Source organism: Mesorhizobium sp. M00.F.Ca.ET.216.01.1.1 (assembly GCF_004010325.2).
Taxonomy (GTDB): Bacteria; Pseudomonadota; Alphaproteobacteria; order Rhizobiales; family Rhizobiaceae; genus Mesorhizobium.
On sequence record NZ_SADR02000006.1, the window covers coordinates 171,720 to 187,961 of the forward strand.

Annotated in this window: 15 protein-coding genes; 9 read left to right on the forward strand and 6 right to left on the reverse strand. The window is 64.3% G+C overall.

Features of this window, described 5'->3' with window-relative positions; all coding sequences use genetic code 11:
- Nucleotides 1-178 precede the first annotated feature (178 nt).
- Nucleotides 179-607 carry a low affinity iron permease family protein gene (locus tag EN859_RS10650; protein ID WP_189501817.1) on the forward strand — a complete coding sequence of 143 codons (429 nt, stop codon included), beginning with the start codon at nucleotides 179-181 and terminating at the stop codon, nucleotides 605-607.
- Nucleotides 608-622: 15 nt separating this feature from the next.
- On the opposite strand, the gene EN859_RS10655 is transcribed toward EN859_RS10650, so the two are convergent.
- Nucleotides 623-1,489 carry an SDR family NAD(P)-dependent oxidoreductase gene (locus tag EN859_RS10655; RefSeq protein WP_127853315.1) on the reverse strand — a complete coding sequence of 289 codons (867 nt, stop codon included), beginning with the start codon at nucleotides 1,487-1,489 and terminating at the stop codon, nucleotides 623-625.
- 134 nt (nucleotides 1,490-1,623) lie between these two features.
- On the opposite strand from EN859_RS10655, the gene EN859_RS10660 reads away from it, so the two are divergent.
- Nucleotides 1,624-1,905 carry a hypothetical protein gene (locus EN859_RS10660; protein WP_127853316.1) on the forward strand — a complete coding sequence of 94 codons (282 nt, stop codon included), beginning with the start codon at nucleotides 1,624-1,626 and terminating at the stop codon, nucleotides 1,903-1,905.
- 6 nt (nucleotides 1,906-1,911) lie between these two features.
- Here EN859_RS10660 and EN859_RS10665 read toward each other — a convergent pair whose 3' ends face one another.
- Nucleotides 1,912-2,493 (reverse strand): TMEM175 family protein, encoded by a 582-nt coding sequence (locus EN859_RS10665; RefSeq protein ID WP_127853317.1) that lies wholly within the window; start codon nucleotides 2,491-2,493, stop codon nucleotides 1,912-1,914.
- Between the two features lie 156 nt (nucleotides 2,494-2,649).
- On the opposite strand from EN859_RS10665, the gene EN859_RS39185 reads away from it, so the two are divergent.
- Entirely contained in the window at nucleotides 2,650-3,267 is a 618-nt protein-coding gene (locus tag EN859_RS39185) for an MFS transporter (protein ID WP_245525521.1), read from the forward strand.
- Nucleotides 3,268-3,330: 63 nt separating this feature from the next.
- Entirely contained in the window at nucleotides 3,331-3,849 is a 519-nt protein-coding gene (locus EN859_RS39190) for a hypothetical protein (protein ID WP_245525522.1), read from the forward strand.
- A 15-nt stretch (nucleotides 3,850-3,864) separates the two neighbouring features.
- Here EN859_RS39190 and EN859_RS10675 read toward each other — a convergent pair whose 3' ends face one another.
- From EN859_RS10675 to EN859_RS10685, 3 genes are all read right to left on the reverse strand, one after another.
- On the reverse strand, nucleotides 3,865-5,325 hold the full coding sequence (locus tag EN859_RS10675; protein WP_245525523.1) for an MATE family efflux transporter: 1,461 nt from the start codon (nucleotides 5,323-5,325) through the stop codon (nucleotides 3,865-3,867).
- A gap of 135 nt (nucleotides 5,326-5,460) precedes the next feature.
- Entirely contained in the window at nucleotides 5,461-6,957 is a 1,497-nt protein-coding gene (locus EN859_RS10680) for an esterase-like activity of phytase family protein (RefSeq protein ID WP_127853319.1), read from the reverse strand.
- Nucleotides 6,958-7,281: 324 nt separating this feature from the next.
- Complete coding sequence (locus EN859_RS10685) at nucleotides 7,282-8,307, reverse strand: LacI family DNA-binding transcriptional regulator (protein ID WP_127853398.1); 1,026 nt, start codon at nucleotides 8,305-8,307, stop codon at nucleotides 7,282-7,284.
- Nucleotides 8,308-8,501: 194 nt separating this feature from the next.
- Between EN859_RS10685 and EN859_RS10690 the strand changes: the two genes are divergently transcribed.
- From EN859_RS10690 to EN859_RS10710, 5 genes are all read left to right on the forward strand, one after another.
- Entirely contained in the window at nucleotides 8,502-9,530 is a 1,029-nt protein-coding gene (locus EN859_RS10690) for a Gfo/Idh/MocA family oxidoreductase (protein WP_127853320.1), read from the forward strand.
- Nucleotides 9,527-10,435 carry a sugar phosphate isomerase/epimerase gene (locus tag EN859_RS10695; protein ID WP_127853321.1) on the forward strand — a complete coding sequence of 303 codons (909 nt, stop codon included), beginning with the start codon at nucleotides 9,527-9,529 and terminating at the stop codon, nucleotides 10,433-10,435. Before EN859_RS10690 ends, EN859_RS10695 begins: the two co-directional genes overlap by 4 nt.
- A gap of 102 nt (nucleotides 10,436-10,537) precedes the next feature.
- On the forward strand, nucleotides 10,538-11,548 hold the full coding sequence (locus EN859_RS10700; RefSeq protein WP_127853322.1) for a substrate-binding domain-containing protein: 1,011 nt from the start codon (nucleotides 10,538-10,540) through the stop codon (nucleotides 11,546-11,548).
- A gap of 64 nt (nucleotides 11,549-11,612) precedes the next feature.
- Complete coding sequence (locus EN859_RS10705; RefSeq protein ID WP_127853323.1) at nucleotides 11,613-12,410, forward strand: ATP-binding cassette domain-containing protein; 798 nt, start codon at nucleotides 11,613-11,615, stop codon at nucleotides 12,408-12,410.
- Nucleotides 12,407-13,456 carry an ABC transporter permease gene (locus tag EN859_RS10710; protein WP_127853324.1) on the forward strand — a complete coding sequence of 350 codons (1,050 nt, stop codon included), beginning with the start codon at nucleotides 12,407-12,409 and terminating at the stop codon, nucleotides 13,454-13,456. Before EN859_RS10705 ends, EN859_RS10710 begins: the two co-directional genes overlap by 4 nt.
- A 14-nt stretch (nucleotides 13,457-13,470) precedes the next feature.
- Here EN859_RS10710 and EN859_RS10715 read toward each other — a convergent pair whose 3' ends face one another.
- Nucleotides 13,471-16,101 (reverse strand): UvrD-helicase domain-containing protein, encoded by a 2,631-nt coding sequence (locus EN859_RS10715; RefSeq protein WP_127853325.1) that lies wholly within the window; start codon nucleotides 16,099-16,101, stop codon nucleotides 13,471-13,473.
- Nucleotides 16,102-16,242 lie beyond the last annotated feature (141 nt).

Below are 16,242 nucleotides of genomic sequence, written 5' to 3' on the forward strand. Positions count from 1 at the left end.
GCGTTCCTTGCCTGCACGGGAACTATGGCAACAAACTTATAAGGTGTTTTCCCTACGCTTACCCTTTTCGCGTGTATCCAATTGTATCCGGGAAATACCCGTCGACAGGGAACCGGGAGCGGCCGCCGGCTGTTTCTTCTAACGCAACGAGTTCAGCTGTGGCCGCCGGGTTTTTTCGATGATCGAGAAGCTCTTCACCAGGATAGCCAACACGGTGGCTCACTATGCCGGTTTGTCGCCGACATTTGCTGTCTGCTGCCTGATTGTCCTAGGCTGGGCGGCAACCGGGCCATTCTTCGGCTTTTCGGACACTTGGCAACTCGTCATCAATACCGGCACGACGATCATCACCTTCCTGATGGTGTTTCTCATCCAGAATACCCAGAACCGCGACAGTGCGGCGATCCAGACGAAACTCGACGAGTTGATCCTGGTCAGCAGAGCCAAAAACACCTTTATCGGCATCGAGCACCTGACCGAATCCGAGGTCGAGGAGATCCGCGAAAAATGTGAACAGGCAGCGAAACGGCATGACCGGAAGGTCGCCGAGACAGCGGTCAAGAAAGCCATGGCGCAAAAGCGCGGCTCGAAGACGCATGCGGCGTGAGCGTCAGACTAGCTTTCAGCCGTCCATGAATGCCGCGAACGCCTCCTTGTGGTCCGGATGCCAGCGCGACAAAGCAGGGCGGTTCTCGATGATGTCGCCGATCGCCCAGGCCATGCGCTTTTCGTCCATGGACCGTGTCGCCTCGTTGTCGGGACACAGGATGTAGAAGTCGCCACGCACCAGCGAGGCCAGCATGAAATCGATGACCTGTTCACCCGTCCAGGCGCCGGCGGGCTTTTCCGTCGCCCCTTCGGTCAGGCCGGTGTAGGTGAAGCCGGGAATGAGCAGATGCGCTGCGACCTTTGCGCCAGGCTCGTTGCGCAGTGCATGCGCCAGGCCTTCGGTGAAGGTCTTCACGCCAGCCTTGGAGACGTTGTAGGCAAGGTTGCCAGGCGGCGTGGTGATGCCTTGCTTGGAGCCGGTGTTGACGATCAGGCCCGCCTTGCCGGCCGCCAGCATGCGCGGCGCAAAGGCCTCGACGCCATGGACGACACCCCAGAAATTGACGTCCAGCAGGCGCCTCCAGGCATCGCGGTTCTCCCAAGGTTTTCCAGGGTTGTTGCCGACGCCGGCATTGTTCATCAACAGCGACACCTCGCCGAAGGCTTCGAACGCCTTGTCAGCCAGCCGATCGAGTTCGCCGGACCTCGAGACATCGGTGGCGACAGCGAGCACCGCGCCGTTGCCACCAATGGCTGCGACGGCATTGCCAGCCTCATCGAGGCGCGCGCCGCCGATATCGGCCAGCACGATCTTCATGCCCATCGCCGCCAGCCGTTTGGCCGCGGCAAGGCCGACGCCGCTGGCAGCGCCGGTGATGACGGCGACGTTGCCGAAGGCAAGGGCTGGCAAGGCTGTCTGGATCTCGGCGTCGGCGGTCATGATTTTGTTCTCCTGTTCTGGCCGCGCCGAACTTAGCGCGGGAAGGGGCCAGTGCAAGCCCGCATCAATGCCTTCGGGTTGACCGCACCGCCAGGGGCTGCGCATGCTGCCGGCATATAAAGGAGATTTGCCGATTGACCGACTGGATCCAAATCCTGAAAGAACAGACCGCCATCGGCGACCAGATGAGCCGCGAAGTGCCGCAGATGCTTGCCAATCCCGACATCAGCGAAGCGCAAGTGAGAACGCTGTTCTCGGCGCTCGAAAAGCAGGCGGAATTCGTCGAGAAGCTGCGCATGGCGCTGGAAAAATTCGGCCATGATTTTTCGGTCATCAAGGCGGCCGAGCGGCTGGAGGAGCGCTATGCCGATCTCGCCGCGTCCGTCGCCGAAAAGCTGAAGGCGATGCGGAGTTAGCGACGCCTATTTCTGTTTTTCGATCAACCGTTCGAAACGCGTGTCCGGCACGAACCAGATCATGGCCACCAGCACGTAGATCGCGACGCCGATCCAGTGATTGAAAAAGGTCAGCAGGACGGCGGCAATGTAGAGCGCGAGTGAGATTCTCCCCTTGCGGTCACTGCCGATCGCACGGGCAAAGGTTGTTTCGTGGCCGTGCAGTCGGTGCAGCGCAACGACGAGGATGCTGTAGGCAGCGGCGCAGAGCGCAAGATCGATACCGTAGACGGCAACTGGTACCGGCGCGAAATGGTTCTCGCCCATGAAGGCCGTCGTCGCCGGCATCAGCGACAGCCAGAACAGCAGGTTGAGGTTTGCCCACAGCACCCACCCGTCGACCCGCTGCACGGTGTGGAACATGTTGTGCAGATTGTTCCAGTAGATGCCGACATAGATGAAGGACAAGACGTAGCTGAGGAAAACGGGCCACAACGGCGCCAGGGCGGAAAAATCCTCGCCATGCGGCACCTTCAGTTCCAGCACCATGATGGTGATGATGATGGCGACGACGCCATCGGTGAATGCCTCGACCCTGCTTTTGCCCATGGATTCTCCCCTGTCGATGAACCGAAGTTAGGGGAGGAAATCGCCGAGCGCCATACTGCCAAACTTGTCAGGAGCGGGTTTGGGCAAGGGAACGTCTATCACTAAATAAATAGGCGCCGGGCTGGCATTTCCCGAAAAGAAAAAGAAGAGGTCGAAATGGCCATCAATGCTCAAGCCATGACGCGCGACAACGAACTCGACGGCAATGCCGCAATGGCCGTCGCTGCCGCCATGATCGCGATCCTTTTCGCCGGCAGCACGGCGCTGACGCCGCTGTATGTCATCTACAAGCAGGCGTTCGCTTTCTCGCAGATCACGCTGGCGCTGGTCTATGCCGTCTATGTGATCGGCAATCTGGCGGCACTTTTGGTTTTCGGGCGGCTTTCCGACGTCGTCGGCCGCCGTCCCGCCGCCTTGGCATCGATGACAGTGGCCGTGGTCAGCGCGCTGTGCTTCCTCTTCGCCGAAAATGTCGCCTGGCTGGAGATCGCCCGGATCCTGAGCGGGCTGGGCATAGGCGTTGGTGCGGGAGCCGGCACCGCCTGGCTCGCCGAGCTGATCGAAAACGACGACAAGTCGCGCGCTGCCGTCATCGCCACCAGCACCAATTTTCTCAGGGCTAGGTCTTGGCGCGCTGGTCTCCGGGCTGCTTGCCGAATATGCGCCCTGGCCGCTCAGGCTGACGTTTGCCGTCTATCTGACGCTGCTTGTCCTGGTCACCGTGCTGATCTGGCGCACGCGGGAGACCGTTTCGCGGCCAGGAAAACTGGCTGAGGTCTCGATGCGGCCACGGCTTTCGGTTCCCGCAGACATCCGCGCGCGCTTCGTGCGCCCGCGGTGACCGGCTTCGGCGCCATGGCACTGGTCGGATTTTACGCTGCGCTCGCGCCAAGCATCCTGGCGCAGCAGCTGGACGTGACCAATCACGCCGAAGCGGGCGGGTTGTTCTTCGAATTGTCGATCGTAGCCATTGTGGCGACGACCCGTCTCTCGAGCCGCGCCACCATGCTGGCGGCGCTGGTGCTGATGATCCCGACTGTTGCCCTGATCGTTGCAGCCCAAGTCTTCGCGTCGATGGCCGTCATGATCGCCGGCACTGCATTGTGCGGGGTGGCGGCCGCGTTCGGCTATCGCGGCGGGCTGCAAGTGGTGAACCAGCTCGCACCGGCCGGCCGCCGCGCCGAGGTGGTGTCGGCCTTCTTCGTCTGCTGCTTTTGCGGCAACGCGCTGCCGGTCATCGGCATCGGCGTTCTGTCGAGCTGGACGAGCGCGACGACGGCAAGCCTGGCCTTTGCCGGTATGATCACGGTCTTTTCGCTGGTGGCGTTGGGGTTCGGCGCGAAATACGTGCGGTGAGCCACTGAAATCCGCTCAGCCGTTCGGTGTCTCGGGCGACAGATGCGCACGCTGGCGCGGCACGCCTAATCCAGTGTCCGGCGGCTCGCCGGCAGCGGGCCGGCCCTCGATCATGTGCATGCTGCGCCAGCGGCCGAAGCGATAATAGGCGGCCGCCAGCGCCAGTGAGGTGATCGAGCCGGCCGGGAAGCTCCACCACAGCGCTTCCTCGCCGATGACGCTTCGGAAGAAATAGGCAAAGCCTGTACGCACGATAAGCACCGAGATGACCAGGATGATCAACGGCGGCATCACCGCGCCGGTGGCGCGCACAGTAGCGAACAGCACGATGGTGACGCCGAATAGGATGAAGGACCATGACGCAACCTTGTTGATGTGGGCGGCGATGTCGATCGCGGCACTATCGGTGCTGAGGAAGAGGCTGAGCACCGCACGGTCGAAGACGAAAAGCAGCGCGACCAGCGCGCCGGTCAGGACGAGGTTGAAGCCGACGCCCGAGGCAGCGACCTGTCCGATCCGGTCCCAGCGTCCGGCGCCGACATTCTGCGCCGCCATCGAGGAGACCGCGGCGCCGATGGCGAGAGCCGGCATCTGGATGTAGGTCCAGAGCTGCGCGGCGATGCCGTAGGCGGCCGCGACCTGCGAGCCATAGGAATTGACGATGCCCATCACCGTCAACGCCGCGGCCGAGACCACGATCATCTGCAGGCCCATCGGCACGCCCTTGAAGACGACGGTGCGCAGCAGCGCCGGGTCCGGCCGCAGCAGGGCGAGATTGGCGCCGGCCAGGCGCAGCGGGTGCTTGCGCGCGTAGAGCACAATGAGGATGGCGATCACGCTCACCGTCTGGCCGATCAGCGTCGCGGTGGCCGATCCGGCAATGCCGAGTTCGGGGAATGGACCGATGCCGCGGATGAGCAGCGGGTTGAGTACGATGTCGAGCAGGACGGCGAGCGCCATGAAGACAAATGGTGTGCGCGAATCGCCGGCACCGCGCAGCACTGTCATGACGAAGGAGAGCAGATTCATCATCGGCACGGCGACGAAGATGATGCGCAGATAGGAGCGGGCCAGCGGCAGCGCGTCGGCCGGCGTGCCAAGCGTGTTGAGGATGGCATCGACCCAGACCCAGCCGCAGACCGCGAACACCACAGAGACCATGAAGAAGAAGGTGGCGCTGGTGCCGACGATGCGGCGGGCCTCGGGCAGGTCGCGGGCGCCAACCGATTGCGCAACGAGGATGGTGGCCGCCATGCCGATGCCGAACACCGTGCCGAGGATGAGAAACAGCACAAGATTGGCGTTGGAGGTTGCGGTCAGCGCCGCTTCACCGAGGAAGCGGCCGACCCAGACGGCATTGATCGCGCCGTTGAGCGACTGCAGCACGTTGGAACCGAGCACCGGCAGGGCGAACAGCAAAAGCGTGCGCGGGATGGGGCCGCTGGTGAGGTCGCCGGTTCGCCGGCGCGTGGGCATCTTCTCGTCCATGGCGGGGCAGTTCGGCAAAGGGCTCAATTGAATCAGGCCCGCGATGATATCGCAGGCCTGTCTCGCATGCAGCCTTTTGCAGGGTAGGGCGGGTTGCCAAGAGCACCCGCCCGCATGGCATTGCTACTTCGCGGCGAGGGTATTTCCCGAGAGGCCGGGGAGCGTCACCTGATAGACCAGGAACATGGTGTCGACATCGGCGCCGTCCTCGGCCTTGTAGGGCGCGCCGACCTGGAAGCCGTCCTGGGTGAGGAAGTCGTTGTCGTTGGCGACGAACAGGAAATAGTCGTCGGGCAGCTTCGGATCGAGCACGCTGACCACCGACATCGCCTCCCACTTCTCCGAGAGGTTGTCGCGGTCGTTGGGGGCGCCATTGTGCAGGCCGAAGCGGGCGAGTTCGCCCTTGTCGTTGATGTCGATGAACGGCATCAGCTTCGCCGGCGTCACCGACGGGTCGAGCACGCCCTTGGGCGCGACCGGCTTGTCGGCAGCGTCGAAGCCGCTGCCGACGATGTCGGTTGCGCCAGAGAGATCGACGACGGCGATTTCGCGATGGAGCGAGGTGTCGCCCTTCAGCCCCTGGCCGTTGCCGCTGTCGCGCGCCAGCATCAGGAAGGTTTTCTCCGACAGCGCCACGATCTCGCTCTGCGCCGCCACTTTGGTCTTGCCCTTGGCGTCGGTGAACACCGGCAGCGGCACGACATATTCATGCGCCAGCTTGAGGTGGGCGGGGTCGGAAGCATCATAGACCAACGCGCGCGTGTTCTGGCGCGTCGCGGGCGAATCGCCGCCATCCTGCCTCGGCGCCGACTGCAGCACCGCGATCAGGAACTTGCCGTCTGGCGTCAGCGCCATGCCTTCGAGGCCCTGATTGTTCTGGCGGCCGGTTTCAGGATCCTTCGGATCGGGCTCGGCAGCGCCGGGGCCCGGATTGTCCGAGGCGAAATTGGGCGCGCCATGGCGCATCGGCACCAAGGCGGCAGGCGGCTGTGTGGCCGACAGGAGATGGCCGTCGGCCGAGAAGCGGTAGATGTTCGGGCCATACTCGTCGGAGATGAACATGGTGCCGTCGGGCAGCCGAACGATCGCCTCGTTGTCGAGTGCGAGCTTGCCGTTGGCCTCGGGCAGCACCGGCATCTCATCGGTGGCGGCGCGCACACCGTTGAGCGGATCGAGGCCGGTGGCGTCCGCATTCTTGTCGTCGGTCAGCAGCATGGTGTCGGCAAGCGTCGCCTTGAGGCCCGATTGTTCCTGTCCGGCGGCCGCTGCTGCACCCGGTGCCGTCGGGGCCAGCTCGATGGCAATCGTGTTGAGGCGTGGCCGGTAGTCGGTGGTGCCGCCAACATTGTAGCCGCGGTCCGGCAGCAGCCAGAGCGAACCCTTGTAGCCGTCCGCGCCATGTGTCCAGCCGGCAGCGTCAATCGACATGCCGGAGCCGGAGCCAAAGGTTTCGCCGAACTTGTCTTTCTGGCCGGCCGGAATGCGGCCGACGCCGACCAGTCCCTTATTGACGAAAGCGACGCCGACGGCTCCGCGACTGCCGGCGGCGAGCGCCGGCGTCAAGGCGGTGAACAAAGCGAGTGCGGCGCCGAGCGCGGCGGTTCGGTTAAGATGTTTCATGGATATCCCCTTGTGACGAGCATGCCGGAGCGGCGAAAAACCTGAAAGGCGCCGCATCGACGGTGCCGCCGGCGCCTTTCCGTAAAGTGGTCTAGGACGCGAACATGATGCTTGCGTGACAAGCGCCGGTTCTTCCCTTCGCCCCTTGTGGGAGAAGGTGGCCGAGCGCAGCTCGGTTGCTGGAAGATCGCCGCGCTCAAGGCGTAAGCGCTTCAAATAATTCGATGTTTTCATGCTGAGTTTCTTCCAGCACCCCTCATCCGTCTCGGCGCTGACGCGCCGATCCACCTTCTCCCACAAGGGGCGAAGGAAGAGGCGCCCCGATCAATCGCTGTCGCGCGCGATCAGTTCCAGCGGCCAGACCTCGTGGATGATCCGCGCGCCATCGGTGCCGGCGTAGGCCGGGATCGACGCCAGTAGCATTTCGGCCAGCCGCCGCCCCATCGGCTCCAGCGGAGGGCGAAAGGCGGTCAGCGCCGGCGAGAAATAGCGGCAGAGCGGCGTGTCGACGATGACGATCACCGCGATGTCGTGGCCTGGCTTGATGCCGATCTCGGCCAGCGCCTTGCAGCCGCCGAGCGCCATCGCGTCATTGTTGAAGATGACAGCGGTCGGCGGGTCCTTGGAGTTCATCACCTGCGGCATCACTTCGTAGCCGCCGGCCTCGTTGATGAAGCCGTCGGCTATCAGCCCGGGGTCGACCTCGATGCCGTGCCGCTGCAAGGCCTTGCAGTAGCCGTCCAGGAACAGATAGCCGAAATTGAGGTTGAGAGAAGGGCGGATGGCGGCAATGCGGCGATGGCCGCGCGCCACCAGACGGTCGACCGCATCGGCGCCAGCCTTTTCGAAATCGAGGTCGAGCGAGGGATAGGACTTGCCGCCGGAAAGGCTGCGGCCGAGCGTCGCGAACGGGAAGCCGACCTCGCTGAGATAGTCGATGCGTTCATCCTCGCGCCGCGTCCAGGCCAGCACCACCGCATCGGCCCGACGCGTCTCGACGACGCGGCGCAGGCGCTCCTGCTGATAGTCGCCCGGCGCGCCCATCACCACGATCAGGTCGAGCCCGCTTTCGGCGAGCCTGGCCTGCAGCCCGGTCAGGAACGGAATGAAAAACGGCTCGCCATATTGCTGGTCGCCCGGATGCGGCTGCAGCATGAAAGCGATCGAATGGGTGGCACCGCGCCGCAAGCTGCGGCCTGACTGGTTCGGTGAATAGTTCAGCTTCTTTGCCGCATCGAGCACGCGCTGGCGCGTGTCGGCATTGACGTCGGCGCGGCCGTTGAGCGCGCGCGACACGGTGCCGATCGAAATGTTCAGGTGACGCGCAAGGTCGTGGATGCTGGACGCCAAAGGACGGTTCTCCTGCTTCTTGGCTATCATCGGCTGCTCTTCAGGCCAAGGCGACAAAGACGATTTTCGCTAATGGCCAATTGACATTCTACGCCTTCGGGTGTGTTCTCGTAAACGTTTACGGAAAATGTTTACGGCCATGCCGTGAATGCCGTGACGATCGGTCTGGAGGGACCGAACGGGAGGAGTGCCGGATGATGGATGCCGTCCTGGTCGGCTGTGGAGCGATGAGCAAGGCCTGGCTCGATGCGGCCAGGCAGATTGCCGGGCTTATCATTGTCGGCCTTGTCGATCTCGACGCCGACAGGGCGCGGGCGAGGGCGCGCGAATACGACCTCTCGGGCGCCGTCATCGGAACCAGCCTCGACGCGGTCCTGGACCAGACCAGGCCGCAGGCGGTGTTCGACGTTGTGGTTCCGGCCGCCCGCCGCGAGGTTGCGTTTTCCGCCTTTGCCCATCATTGCCACCTGCTGACCGAAAAGCCGCTCGCCGACAGCCACGACAATGCGCGCGCCATCGTCGAGGCGGCCCGCCGCGCCGGGCGTATTCACGCCGTCGTCCAGAACCGCCGCTATGTCGCCAATGTCAGGCGCATCCGGCGCTTTCTCGATTCGGGCGCCATCGGCGCGCCGACCAGCATCCACGCCGATTTCTTCGTCGCGCCGCATTTTGGCGGCTTTCGCGAGGAGATGCGCCATGTGCTGCTGCTCGACATGGCGATCCACACATTCGACGCCGCCCGCTATATGGTCGGCGGCGAGCCAGCCGGCGTCTATTGCCAGGAATGGGAGCCGGCCAACTCCTGGTACCGGCAGGGGTCATCGGCCACCGCCGTCTTCGATCTCGGCGGCAAGCTGTTCACCTATGCCGGCAGCTGGTGCGCCGACGGGTTCCGCACCAGCTGGGAGAGCACATGGCGCATCGTCGCCGAGCGCGGCAGCCTGGTCTGGGACGGCGAGGACACCTTGAAGGCGGAAGTCGTGCGGCCGGTCCGTGAAGGCCTGTTCGACCGCACCGAGCCGGTCGCCGTGTCGCCGCTCGACCCCACAGACCGCATCGGCGGCCATCTCGGCATCATCGAGGATTTCATGCGCGCCGTAGAAACCGGCAGCGAGCCGGAGACGCGCGGCTCCGACAACATCAAGAGCCTGGCCATGGTCTTCGCTGCGATCGAGAGCGCCGAAACCGGGCGCCGGGTCGCAATCGCACAGGAAGGACGATGATGCCAAACCCGCTTCTCGACATCAGGATCGGCACAATGGTGCGGGCCAACCTCGATGACCCGGCCGCCTATATCAAGGCGATCCTGCCGCTCGGCTTCGAGAGCATCCAGCCGTTCTTCTGGCAGACGCTGGGCGGCAAGGACCTTCCTCGCCTTGCCGGCCAGATCCGCGAGGCGATCGGCGATGCCGACGTCACCGTCTCCTCGATCGGTGTGTTCGGCAATCCGCTGGAGGACGGCGATGTCGATCGCGGCGTGATCGAGGCCTGGGAAACGGTCATCGACAATGCGCATCTGTTCGGCACCAGCACGGTCAGCGGCTTCACCGGCCGCATCCGCGGCAAGCCGCTGCCCGACAGCCTGCCGCGCTTCCGCGAGGTGTGGGGGCCGCTCGCCCGCCGCGCTGCCGACAAGGGCGTGCGCATCGCCTTCGAGAATTGCGCGATGGACGGCAACTGGGCGAGCGGCGACTGGAACATCGCCCACAATCCGGACGCCTGGGAGGTGATGTTCAACGAATTGCCAAACGACAATCTCGGCCTCGAATGGGAGCCCTGCCACCAGCTCGTCTATCTGATCGATCCGATCCCGCAGATCCGCAAATGGGCGCCGCGCATCTTCCATGTCCACGGCAAGGACGCGACGGTGCGCTGGGACGTGATCCGCGAGCATGGCGTGTTCGGCCGAATGCCGTTCGTGCAAATGCGCACGCCGGGCTTCGGCGACAGCGACTGGACAAGGGTGATCAGCGAATTGCGGCTGGCCGGCTACAAGGGCGCCATCGACATCGAGGGCTGGCACGACCCGGTCTACCGCGACGACCTCGAGATCACCGGCCAGGCGAGGGCACTGGAGTATCTGAAGCAATGCCGGGGAGGCGCGAGGTATCTGCCGAATCCGGTGTGAGAGCAGGCCGGCGGGGGGTGCTGGCCAGCGAAGATTGCGGCGAAAAGCCGAAGCGATCGTCGAAAAACCCTCGGCTTGCGAGGACAAAAGGGAGGAACGTGCATGAGCATCGCGAAGAGAACGACACTTCTGCGCTCGACCGTCGTGGCCGCCGCCACGGCGTTCTGCGCCATCGCCACCTTGCCCGCACAGGCGCTCGACGCCCAATGGTGCAAGGACGTCCACATCCGCTTCTTCGTCGGCGGCGCCGAGGGCGACGCCTTCGGCACCATCGTCTACAATGGCGCCAAGCAGGCGGCTGCCGACCTCGGGCCGAAGGTCGACTACATCTTCTCGGGCTGGGACGTCGAGAAGATGACGCAGCAGTTGCGCGAAGCGGTCGCGGTCAAGCCCGGCGGCATCGCCATGATGGGCCACCCGGGCGACGCTGCGATCATGCCGCTGGCCGAACAGGCGCACAAGGACGGCATCAAGATGATGTACCAGAACGTGCCGGTGCCGAAGGTGGTGGCGGCGTTCGGCGGCGGTTATGTCGGCGCCCAGCAGGAGCAACAGGGCCGCGCGCTCGGCGCCGAGGCGTTCAAGCTGGCCGGGCTCAAGGCCGGCGACAAGGCGATCATGATCGGCCCGTTCGAAAACGAGAACCGCGGCGCGCGCGAGCGCGGCACGGTCGCAGCCCTCAAGGGGGCCGGCGTCGAGGTCATCCAGCTTTCCTCGCCACCGAGCGGCGAATGGGCTTCCGACCCCAACCTGGCCATTCCGGTGATCACAGCGGCATTGCTCAACAACCCCGACGTCAAGGCGGTCGGCTATCCGGGCGGGCAGATGCTCGGCAACGTTGCCACCTACATGCAGGCGGCGGGACGGAAGCCAGGCGATATCTTCAATTTCGGCTTCGACACCAGCCCGCAGATCGTCGAGGGGTTCAAGGGCGGCTGGGTGCAGCTGACAGCCGACCAGCAGCCGTTCCTGCAGGGTTACCTGCCGATCCTCAGCCTCTGCCAGCAGGTGGTGCTCGGCCTGGCGCCGATGAATGTCGACACCGGCGCCGGCTTCGTCACGCCGCAGAATTACGAGATCGTCGCCGAGCTCGCCAAGCAGGCGCTGCGCTGACCTGTAACCTCGGCATGCCGGTCGGATAGGCCTGACCGGCAGCCGGAACCAAGCGAGGATAGCCATGGCCGAACGCCTCATCGAACTGCGCGACATCAGCAAATCCTACGGTCACGTCTATGCGCTCGGCGGGGTCAATCTCAGCGTCGACCGCGGCGAGGTGGTCGGCCTGATCGGCGACAACGGCGCCGGCAAGTCGACGCTGATCAAGATCCTCGCCGGCGTGGTCAAGCCGACCAGCGGCGAGATCCTCATCCGCGGCAAGCCGGTGACCGGATGGAGCGCGGCGCGCTCGCGCGACGCCGGCATCGAGACGGTGTTCCAGGACCGGGCTCTGGCCGTGCAGCAGACGATCGTGCGCAACATCTTCATGGGCCGCGAGCTGACGGGCTGGTTTGGCTGGCTGAAGGTCGGCAAGGAGATCGAGGAGGCGAGCCGGCTGATGCGCGAGATCGGCTTCACCTCGAAAGTGTTCACGCCGCAGTCGATCGTCGGTCAGCTCTCCGGCGGCGAACGCCAGGGCGTGGCGATCGCCCGCGCCATCTACAAGCAGGCGGACCTGATCATCCTCGACGAGCCGACGACGGCGCTGTCGCTGACCGAAACCGCCAAGGTCTTCCATTTCGTGCGCCAGGTGCGGGCGAGCGGCCGCTCGATCCTGTTCATCGGCCACAACATCCATCACGTCTACGACATTGCCGATCGCTTCGTCGTGCTGGACCGCGGCAAGGTCGCGCTCGCCGCCGACCGGAGCGAAGTCAAGTCGGCCGAAGACCTCATCAATTTCATGGAAGATGTCGCGCATCCGGGCGGATTGGCCGGACTGCACGACGCCGGCAACGCGAAGCAGGCAGCACGATGAGCAAGACAATGGAGCCGGACCTGCAGAACCCGCTTGGCAACTCGCACAGCGACGCCACCCGGAAGGAGTGGAAGCACCCATCCGATCACTGGATGCGCCGCTTCGTTCTCGATAATCGCGCCGCACTCGGCACGCTCGGCGTGTTCATCGTCATGATGGCGGTGTTCATGATCGCCAACCCAACCGTCTTCACCACCTGGTATCTCTACAGTTCCGTGCTCACCACGCTGCCGGTGGCGCTGTTCGTGGTGGTGCCGCTGGTCTTCGTCGTCACCTGCGGCGAGATCGACCTGTCGTTTCCGGCGACGATGGGCTTCGCCTCTTGGGTCTTCGCGGTGGTCGTGCAGGCCGGCTATGATCCGTTCCTCGGCATTGCTGCGGCACTCGTCACCGGCACGTTGCTCGGCTTCCTGGTCGGATCGCTGGTCGTCTATGGCGGGCTGTCGTCGCTGATCGCCACGCTCGGCATGAATTTCCTGCTGCGCGGCCTGATCCAGATCATCAACGAGGGCAAGTCGACCGCGCTGACCAGCCTTGCCGACAGTTGGGCCTACAAAATCTTTTCCAGCCAGATCTACGGAATTCCGGTGCAGATATTCTGGGCCATCGCCTTCGTTGTACTGTCGGCGCTGCTCTACAACAGGCATCGCTTCGGCGCGCAGGTGAAGGTGGTCGGCGACAATCCCGACAGCGCCCAGCAGATGGGCATCGACGTCAAGCGCGTCAGGGTCAAGGTGTTCGTCTTCGTCGGCATCGGCGCGGCGATCGCCGGCACCTTCTCGGTGATGATCAACTTCACCTGGTGGCCGACGGCGGGCGACGGCTATCTGCTGCCGGTGCTGGCGTCGGTATTCGTCGGCGGCACGCCGACCTGGGGCGGCATCGGCACCGTCGTCGGCGGCGCCATCGGCGCGGTCACCGTATCGTTCATCCAGACGGGCGTCGTCGCGGCGGGCTTGAGCGGCTTTTACGTGCAATTCTTCAACGGGCTGATCATCATCCTGTCGCTGCTCGGCCACAAATGGAACCAGGCGCGCTATCGCTGAGGGCGGGCTGACGGTCACACCCCAGTGACAAACCCGTCCAGAACGCGTTTCTGGCCGGCCTTGTCGAAGTCGATGGTCAGCTTGTTGCCGTCGATGGCCGAAATGTTGCCGTTGCCGAATTTCTGGTGGAAGACGCGGTCGCCCAGCTTGAAGGCGGACGGCGTGTCAGCGACGGATTTGGCGACCAGCTCGCCGTCGATGGTGCGGCCCTTGATCGATGTACGGCCGGCGCCGAAGCCGGAGTCGGTCTCGCCATAGCCGATGCGCTCGACCTGGTGGCCGGAGCGCGTGCCCCAGTTGCGGTCGGTCGCCTCGGTGCGGTTCTGTTGCGCGCGCTGCCAGCCCGGCGTCGCATAGCTGTTGGAGAAGGCGCCGGATTTCTCGGCGCCAATGTTGTCGAAGCGCGAAGCGCCATAGGGATTCTGGCGACCGCCACGTCCGGATGCGAATGATCCACCGCCATAGCCGCCGTAGTTGTTGCCGCTTTCGGCAACGTCGACATGGGCTTCCGGCAATTCATCGAGGAAGCGCGATGGGATGGTCGACTGCCACAGCCCGTGGATGCGGCGGTTGGAGACGAACCAGAGGTGCAGGTTCTTCTTGGCGCGGGTCAGCCCGACATAGGCCAGCCGGCGCTCCTCCTCCAGCCCGGAGCGGCCGCCCTCGTCAAGCGCGCGCTGGTGCGGGAACAGGCCTTCCTCCCAGCCAGGGAGAAAAACGGTCTCGAATTCGAGGCCCTTGGCCGAATGCAGCGTCATGATGTTGACGGCGTCGAGCTCTACGTTCTGCTCGGCGTCCATCACCAGCGCGACATGCTCGAGGAAGGAGCGCAGCGATTCGTACTCCTCCATGGAGCGGATCAGTTCCTTCAAATTCTCCAGCCGTCCCGGTGCTTCCGCCGAGCGGTCGTTCTTCCACATGTCGGTGTAACCGCTCTCCTCCAGAATGGTCTCGGCGAGCTCGGTGTGCGGCGTGGTTTCCAGTGCCTTTTGCCAGCGCTCGAAATTGGCGGCGACCTCGCGCAGTGCGGCGCGCGGCTTCGGCTTCAACTCGTCGCTCTCGGCGAGTTTGGCGGCGGCCTCCAGCATCGGGATGCGGAGCGCGCGCGCGGTATCGTGGATCTGGCGGATGGTGGCTTCGCCAAGGCCGCGCTTCGGCACGTTGACGATACGCTCGAAAGCGAGGTCGTCGGCGCCTTGCGCAACGACGCGGAAGAAGGCCAGCGCGTCGCGAATTTCGAGGCGCTCATAGAAGCGCGGGCCGCCGATGACACGGTAGTTGAGGCCGAGCGTGACGAAACGGTCCTCGAACTCGCGCATCTGGAAGGAGGCACGCACCAGGATCGCCATGTCGTTGAGATTGTGCTTTTGCCGCTGATAGGCCTCGATGGTCTCGCCGACGGCGCGAGCCTCCTCCTCGGAATCCCAGGCGGCATGGACGTGCACCTTGTCGTCCTCGGGCTCGTCGCGGTCGGTGAACAGCGTCTTGCCGAAGCGGCCCTCATTGTGGGCGATGAGGTGGGAGGCAGCACCCAGGATGTGCGCGGTGGAGCGGTAGTTGCGCTCCAGCCGGATGATGGTGGCGCCGGGAAAATCCTTGTCGAAGCGCAGGATGTTGTCGACCTCGGCGCCGCGCCAGCCATAGATCGACTGGTCGTCATCGCCGACGCAGCAAATATTCACTTTGCTTTCGCTCACGGCCGCGCGCTCGCTTCGCTCGCTGGCCTCCGCGAGGGCGGCCTGACCGGCCGACGCCCGGTCGGGCTTGCGGCCTTCGGCCGATCGCAGATCTGTCGATGAAGTGCGTCCGGCGTCCGACCGCTGCGCCAGCAGGCGCAGCCACATGTACTGAGCGGTGTTGGTGTCCTGATACTCGTCGACGAGGATGTACCTGAATTTGCGATGGTATTCCTTCAGCACGTCCGGACTAGCGCGGAAGATGTTGATCGGGTGGCACAGGAGATCGCCGAAGTCGCAGGCGTTCAGCGTCTTCAGCCGCTCCTGATAGGCCTTGTAGAGCTCGCGGCCCTTGCCGTTGGCGAAGCTGCGGGCATCGCCTTCGGGAATGTCGGCGGGGCCAAGCCCCTTGTTCTTCCAGCCGTCGATCATCTGGGAGAACTGCTTGGCCGGCCAACGCTTGTCGTCCAGCCCTTCGGCCTGGATGAGCTGCTTGATCAGGCGCACGACGTCGTCCGTGTCGAGGATGGTGAAGTCGGATTTGAGCCCGGCAAGCTCGGCATGCCTGCGAAGCAGCTTCACTCCAATGGAATGGAAGGTGCCGAGCCACGGCATGCCTTCGACATTGCCATCGCCGATCAAAAGGCCAATGCGCTGCTTCATCTCGCGCGCGGCCTTGTTGGTGAAAGTGACGGCAAGGATCTGCGAGGGGAAGGCCTTGCCGGTGGCGAGGATGTGGGCGATGCGAGTGGTCAGCACGCGCGTCTTGCCGGTGCCGGCGCCGGCCAGCACCAGAACCGGCCCTTCGGTGGTTTCCACCGCCAGCCGCTGCTCGGGGTTGAGACCCTTCAGATAGTCGGGCGCATTGTTGTGGCCGCTGCGGGCAGCCATGGCGCGCGCAGCAATGCCGGACGCGGGCCGCGCGTTCGGTTCGTCAAAAAAGGGCATGTCTTCCGAAAAGCCGGACATCTGCCCCGAATGTAGTGATTCGGCAGCGAAAGGCCAGAAGTGTCTCCGTTTTGTTCTCGATCCGGGCAGTGGACTCCCAAATCCGGTCGAACATCGGTCCACGACCTATTGCACCGCACTTGCTTGACAGCCACGGCGGCC